The sequence below is a fragment of the Actinomadura geliboluensis genome (assembly GCF_005889745.1).
In the GTDB taxonomy this organism is placed as follows: domain Bacteria; phylum Actinomycetota; class Actinomycetes; order Streptosporangiales; family Streptosporangiaceae; genus Spirillospora; species Spirillospora geliboluensis.
In genome coordinates this window covers 1-6,551 of record NZ_VCKZ01000476.1, presented here as the reverse complement: position 1 = coordinate 6,551, position 6,551 = coordinate 1, and the positions used below count along the sequence as shown (strand labels likewise).

Sequence of the window (6,551 nt, the reverse complement as noted above, 5' to 3'; positions counted from 1 at the left end):
CTCCTGGGAAGCGGTGGACAGGGCGAGGTCGGACGGGCCGGTGACCGGGTGCAGGCACCGGTACCGGTGCCCGGCGGCGGGGCCGGGCGTGACGGCGGGCATGGCCTCCCCGCAGTCGGCGGTCGCGCGCCAGCAGCGGGTGCGGAACGGGCAGCCGCTCGGCGGGTGGACGGCGGACGGGACGGGCCCGTCCAGCCGGATCGGCTCCATCGGGTCGAGCAGGCTCGGCGTCGCCGACAGCAGCGCCCGCGTGTACGGGTGGCGGGTCTCGGCGGCCGCGACGACGGCGGCGGGGGCCTCTTCGACGATCCGGCCGAGGTACATGGTGACGACGCGGTCGGACATGCGCCGGACCGTCTGGATGTCGTGCGAGACGAACACCATCGACAGCCCGAGCCGGTCCTTCAGGTCGAGCATCAGGTTGAGGATCTGCGCGCGGACGGACACGTCGAGGGCGGAGGTCGGCTCGTCCGCGACGAGCAGCGCCGGTTCGAGCGCGATCGCGCGGGCGATCGCGACGCGCTGCCGCTGCCCGCCCGACAGCTGGCCGGGCAGCGCGGCGGCGAGCTGCGGCGGCAGCCCGACCAGCGACATCAGCTCGCGGACGCGGGCGTCCCGCTCGGCGGGGGTGCCGCGCCGGTGCACGTCGAGGGGGTCGCGCAGGATCGCCCGGACGGGCAGGCGCCGGTTGAGCGCGGTCGACGGGTCCTGGAAGACCATGCCGACGGCCGCGCCGATCCGGGCGGCGCGCTCGCGGCGGGGCAGCGCGCCGAGGTCGCCGCCCTCGAACAGCACGGTGCCGGACGTGGGGCGGGTCAGACCGACGAGCACCTTCGCGAGCGTGGACTTGCCGCAGCCGGACTCGCCGACGATCCCGACCGTCTCGCCGCGCCCGATGGCGAGGTCGGCGCCGGTCAGCGCGTGCACGGCGGCGCGGCGGAACGGGTTGCCGGCGCGGACGGGCAGCCGGACGTGGACGTCGCGCAGCTCCATCACCGGGGTGCTCATCGTGGTTCTCCCGCCTTCGCCGGGACGTCGGCGGGCGCGCCGATCGGATGGTGGCACGCGTACGCGTGCCGGTGCGGGTCGCCGGACGGTTCCGGCCGGGTCGCCGCGCACAGGTCCGTCGCGGCGGCGCAGCGGTCGGCGAACCGGCAGCCCGCCGGGAAGTGCGCGGGCGCCGGCACCACGCCGGGGATCTGCACGGGACGCCCTTCGGCGGCCTCCAGCGACAGGACGGCGCCGAGGAGCCCGCGCGCGTAGTGGTGCCGGGACGCGGCGACCAGTTCGGGCGTGGCGCCGGTCTCGGCGACCTGCCCGCCGTACATGACCACGACCCGGTCGGTGACGTCGGCGACGAGCGCGAGGTCGTGCGAGACGAGGATCAGCGCGAAGCCGAGCTCCTCGCGGAGCCGCAGCAGCAGCCGCATGACCGCGGCCTGGACGGTGACGTCGAGGGCGGTGGTCGGCTCGTCCGCGACGACGAGCCGCGGGTTCCGCGACAGCGCCATCGCGATCAGCACCCGCTGCCGCTGGCCGCCGGACAGCTCGTGCGGGTAGGCGCGCAGCGTCCGGTCCGGGTCGAGGCCGACGAGGTCGAGCAGCTCGGCGGGGGTGCGGGTGCCGCCGCGCCGGGTGAGCTGGCGGAGCTGGGCGCGGATCGTCATCGCCGGGTTCAGCGACGACAGCGCGTCCTGGTAGATCATCGCCATGTCGTGGCCGAGCAGGCGGCGCCGCTCCCGGGCGGGCAGGGCGCGCAGGTCGCGGCCGTCGAACAGCAGCCGGCCGCCGATCCGCGCGCCGCGCGGCTCCAGGCCCATGATGGCGAGGCTGGTGAGGCTCTTGCCGCAGCCGCTCTCCCCCACCAGCCCGACGACCTCGCCGGGCCGGACGTCCAGCGACACGCCGTCGACCACGTCGAGGTCGCCGTAGCGGTCGGGGAATCCGATGGTGAGGTCCTCGACGCGCAGCAGCGGCTCGCCCTCGGGGAGGGGGCGGGCCCGGCCGGCGAGCCGCCGTCCCGCCTCGCGCAGGTCCTCGGCGCCGTGCGGCTCGGCGGTGATCGACGGCCGCTCGGCGGGCACCGCGTCCGCTTCGGGCTCGGTGGCGGTGCGGGCGGCGGGCGCGGCCCAGGCGTCCGACACGCCCTCGGACAGGACGTTCAGCACCAGCACCGTGACCAGGATGAACAGGCCGGGGAAGAACGTGGCCCACCAGCCGCCCGCCAGAACGAGCGACTTGCCGTAGGCGATGACGCTGCCCCACGACGGGTCGGGGTCCTGCACGCCGGCGCCGATGAACGACAGGCTCGCCTCGAACACGATGGCGTTGGCGACGACGATCGTGCAGAACACCAGGATCGGCGCCGCGCAGTTGACCACGACGTGGCGGCGCAGGATGTGCCCGCGTCCGGCGCCGATGACCCGCTCGGCGGCGACGTAGTCCTCGCCGTACTGCGAGAGCACGTTGGCCCGCACCACCCGCGCGATCTGCGGGACGTACAGGAACGCGATCGTGAGGATCAGCACGGGCAGGCTCTTGCCGAAGACGGTGACGAGCACGGCGGCGAGCGCGACCGCCGGGAACGCCATGACGACGTCCAGGCAGCGCATGATGATCTCGTCGACGACGCGGTGGGCGGTGGCGGCGAGGGAGCCGAGCAGCGCGCCGGCGGCGAGCGCGAGCAGCGTCGCGCCGAGGCCGATCGCCAGGGACCAGCGGGCCCCGTACAGGACGCGGGCGAACACGTCCCGGCCGACCCGGTCGGTGCCGAACCAGTGCTCGCCGGACGGCGCTTGGCTCGCGATGCCGGTGGTCAGCGGGTCGTGCTGGGCGATCAGCGGCGCGGCGAGCCCGGCCGCGACGATCACCAGCAGCACGCCCAGCGCGATCCGGGACGCCGGCCGCAGCCGATTCAGCGCCCCGAGCGGTCTCCGGAGCAGGGTCGCGCTCATCGCGTGGCTCCCCTCAGCCGCGGGTTCGCGAACAGGTACAGGACGTCCACCAGCAGGTTGACCACCAGGAACGTCAGCGCGATGCCGAGCACGACGCCCTGCACGAGGGCGGGGTCGCCGGCCGTGACGCCCTGCATGATCAGCGTGCCGAGGCCGGGCAGCCCGAAGATCGCCTCGACCACGACGGCGCCGCTCAGCAGGTAGCCGATCTGCAGGCCGAGCACGGTCAGCGGGGTGATCAGCGCGTTGCGCAGGACGTTGCGCCCGACCACGACCACGCGCGGCAGTCCGCCGCCGACGGCGGTGCGCACGTAGTCGCGGTCGAGCTCCTCGACCATCGCGGTGCGCACCACCCGGGCGAGCAGCGACCCCACCGGGAACGCGATCGCGATCGCGGGCAGGGCGAGGCTGCGCAGCCAGCCGCTCACCGAGTCGGCCGGGTTGACGTACCCGCCCGTCGGGAACCAGCCGAGCCGCAGCGCGAACCACTGGATCAGCAGGATCCCGAGCCAGAACGACGGCATCGCGACGCCCGCCATGGACAGCACCCGGATGGCCTGGTCCGGCCAGCGGTCCCGGAACAGCGCCGCGGTGACGCCGAGGAGGACCGCGAACAGCGCGCCGAGCACGATCGCGAGGACGGTGAGCTGCAGGGTGAGCGGGAACGCCGTGCCGATCGCGTCCGTCACGGACCGGCTCGGCGGCGCGGTGACGCCGAGGTCACCGCGCACCAGATCGCCGAGGAACCGGACGTAGCGGACGGGCAGCGGGTCGGTGAGCCCGTGCTCGGCCGCGTACGCGTGCCGCGCCTCCGGCGTCGCGCCCTCGCCGAGCGCGTTGTAGGCGGGGTCGTTCGGTGAGAAGCGCAGCACGACGAAGACGAACAGCGTGATCCCCAGCACCATCGGGATGAGGGTCAGCAGCCGTCCCGCCGTCATGCGCAGGATCGTTGCCATGGGCGGCGTCCGTTCTGTCCGGCGGGGTGGGGGTCAGGCGCGGCCGACGTCCAGGAACGACAGTCCCGTGGTCGCCATGGGCCGGAACCCGGGCAGCCCCTCGCGGTCCCAGCCGGTGACGAGCTTGCGGTGGAAGATCGGGTAGAGCGCGGCCTGCTCGGCGACGATGTCGATGGCCTGCTTCCACAGCCCGCGGCGGGCGGCCTCGTCGGCCTCGCGCGCCGCCTCGTCCAGCAGGCTCACGACCTTCTTGGCCTCGGCGGTGCCGGAGTTGTAGCTGCGGTGCTCGGGCCAGGTGCCGACGTAGAACCAGCGCATCAGCAGGTCGCAGTCGTTGCCGAACACCGACGGGTCGCCGGGCGCCGCCATGACCTGGTACTTGCCGGTGTCGATGCGGTTGGAGTACTGCCCGCCGGACTGGCCCACGTTGAGCGTGGTGGAGACGCCGACCGCGTCCCAGCTCTGCTTGATCAGCGGCGCGCAGTCCTTGACGAAGTCGGTGTCGGTGGTGATCAGCTCGACCTTCAGGCCGCTGACGCCGGCGTCCGACAGCAGTTCCTTGGCCTTGGCCGGGTCGTACCCGTAGACGGTGGACGCCTTCGCGTAGTCGGGGTGGCCGGCGGGCAGGAAGCTGGTCGCGGCGACGGCGTTGCCGAGCAGCGCCGTCTTGATCAGCTTGTCGGTGTCGAGCGCGTAGTGCAGCGCCTGCCGGACCCGCACGTCGTCGAACGGCTTCTGCTTGCAGTTGAACATCAGGAACAGCAGGCCGAAGCTCTGCACCGACTGGACGGCCTTGGCCTTCCCCAGCGCCTCGGCGTTCAGGTACGGGACCGCCTCGATCGCCTGGACGCGACCCGACTGCAGGGCGGTGACGCGGGTGGACGGCTCGGCCAGCAGCAGCCAGGTCATCTTCTTGACCTTCGCCGGGCGCGGGCCGTTGTAGCCGTCGAACTTGGCGAACGACAGGCCGTCGGTGGCGCTCGCCGAGGCCAGCTTGTACGGGCCGGACCCGACCGGCAGGGAGTCGAACTTCTTCTGGTCGGCCTCGACGAGCTTCTTGGGCACGACCTTGACGACGGACAGCCGCTCGGCGAACAGCGCGAACGCGTACTTGAGCTTGAACTCGACGGTGCTCGCGTCGACCTTCTTCACGCCGTCCAGGAACGGGAGGAACTGGATGAACAGCGACGCGTTCTTCTCGTCCAGGACGCGCTCGAAGCTGAACACGACGTCGTCGGCGGTGACCGCGGAGCCGTCGTGGAACGTCGCGCCGTCGCGGAGCGCGACCCGGTAGGTGGTGTCGTCCACCTTCTCGGGGTCGGCCTTGGCGAGCGCGTTGTAGGGCGCGCGGGTGATCGGGTCGAGGTCGACCAGCGACTCCAGCACGTGGAGGTTGGCGGCCACGGCGACCGCGCTGGAGGCCGTCATCGGGTCGAAGCCGCCCGACAGGGCGTAGGCCAGCGCGGCCTGGACGGTGTCCTTGGACCCGCCGGATCCGCCGGACCCGGTGGACGACGGGCCGCCGCACGCGGCCAGGCCGGCGCTGATCGTCGCCGCCGCGCCGAGCAGTCCGGTGTAGCGGAGGAAGTCGCGGCGGTGCAGGCCGCGGCCTGGCTGGAGATCGGTCACATCGTCTCCTGAGAGGGGAAGGGGTGGGGGTGCAGAGCAGCTCCCGCGCAGGTCGCAGGGGAGGTAGGACATCCAACGTCGTTCGTCGGTGTACGGTAGGCGTCGGCACCGGCGAGGTCAAGTGCCGGACCGCGGACGATTGGGGGAGCCGATGACCGCAGCTCGGGCCCGGGGCCGCGCCACGCGCGGCCGCAGCAGCCGGACCGAGGAGGTGCAGCAGCGGATCAAGCAGCTGATCCTGGAGCGCGGCCTCGCGGTGGGCGACCCGATGCCCACCGAGTTCGAGCTGGTGGACGAGCTGGACGTCAGCCGCAACTCGCTGCGCGAGGCGCTCAAGGCGCTGCAGGCCGTCGGCATCGTCGAGATCAGGCACGGCTTCGGGATGTACGTGGGGACCATGTCGCTCGGCGCGCTCGTCGACGAGCTGACCTTCCACGCCCGCATCTCCAAGCGGCAGGGCCGCGACGACCTCGCCCACCTGGTGGACGTCCGCGAGGTCCTCGAACGCGGCCTCGTCGAGCAGGTCATCGACCGCGGCCTCACCGCCGGCGACCCCGAGCTCGACGCGACCATGCGCCGGATGGACGAGGAGGCCGCGGCGGGCTTCGTCACCCCCGAGACCGACCGCCGCTTCCACGAGCTGCTCTACCGGCCGCTCGCCAACCCGATCGTCAACCAGCTCCTCGGCGCGTTCTGGGACGTGTACCGCACCCTCCAGCACGACCTGGCCCCCGTCGAGCAGGAGGCCGCCGACGTCGCGCAGCGGCACCGCGACATCTACGCGGCCCTGCGCGCCGGCGACAGGTCGGCCGCCGCGACGGCGATGGCCGCGCACTTCCGCGGCATCCGCGACCGGCTGGAGCAGGCGAACTGAGGGGTTGACGGCCCCGGCGGCCCGGTCTAGCTTCCCCTCCTGAAGGACATCCTACATCCCATGTCCTACAGAGAGGGTTGAGGCCATGCCCCCGTCCCCCCGCCTCGCCGCGGGCCTGACCGCCGCGCTCACCGTCCT

General features: G+C 73.3%; 5 protein-coding genes. 1 reads left to right on the top strand and 4 read right to left on the bottom strand.

Annotated elements, in window-relative coordinates; genetic code table 11:
- The 4 genes from ETD96_RS38920 to ETD96_RS38905 form a co-directional block, all read right to left on the bottom strand.
- Positions 1-1,008 (bottom strand): oligopeptide/dipeptide ABC transporter ATP-binding protein (locus ETD96_RS38920; protein WP_205719681.1); only part of this gene is annotated, 1,008 nt, incomplete at its 3' end.
- Positions 1,005-2,954, bottom strand: coding sequence for a dipeptide/oligopeptide/nickel ABC transporter permease/ATP-binding protein (locus ETD96_RS38915; protein WP_138641501.1), 1,950 nt, complete (start codon positions 2,952-2,954; stop codon positions 1,005-1,007). The genes ETD96_RS38915 and ETD96_RS38920, both read right to left, overlap by 4 nt.
- Entirely contained in the window at positions 2,951-3,910 is a 960-nt protein-coding gene (locus tag ETD96_RS38910) for an ABC transporter permease (RefSeq protein WP_138641500.1), read from the bottom strand. Before ETD96_RS38910 ends, ETD96_RS38915 begins: the two co-directional genes overlap by 4 nt.
- A 33-nt stretch (positions 3,911-3,943) precedes the next feature.
- Positions 3,944-5,539: an ABC transporter substrate-binding protein gene (locus ETD96_RS38905; protein ID WP_138641499.1), complete on the bottom strand. Its 1,596-nt coding sequence runs from the start codon at positions 5,537-5,539 to the stop codon at positions 3,944-3,946.
- Between the two features lie 151 nt (positions 5,540-5,690).
- Here ETD96_RS38905 and ETD96_RS38900 point away from each other — a divergent pair, with 151 nt between their 5' ends.
- Entirely contained in the window at positions 5,691-6,413 is a 723-nt protein-coding gene (locus ETD96_RS38900; protein WP_138641498.1) for a FadR/GntR family transcriptional regulator, read from the top strand.
- Positions 6,414-6,551 lie beyond the last annotated feature (138 nt).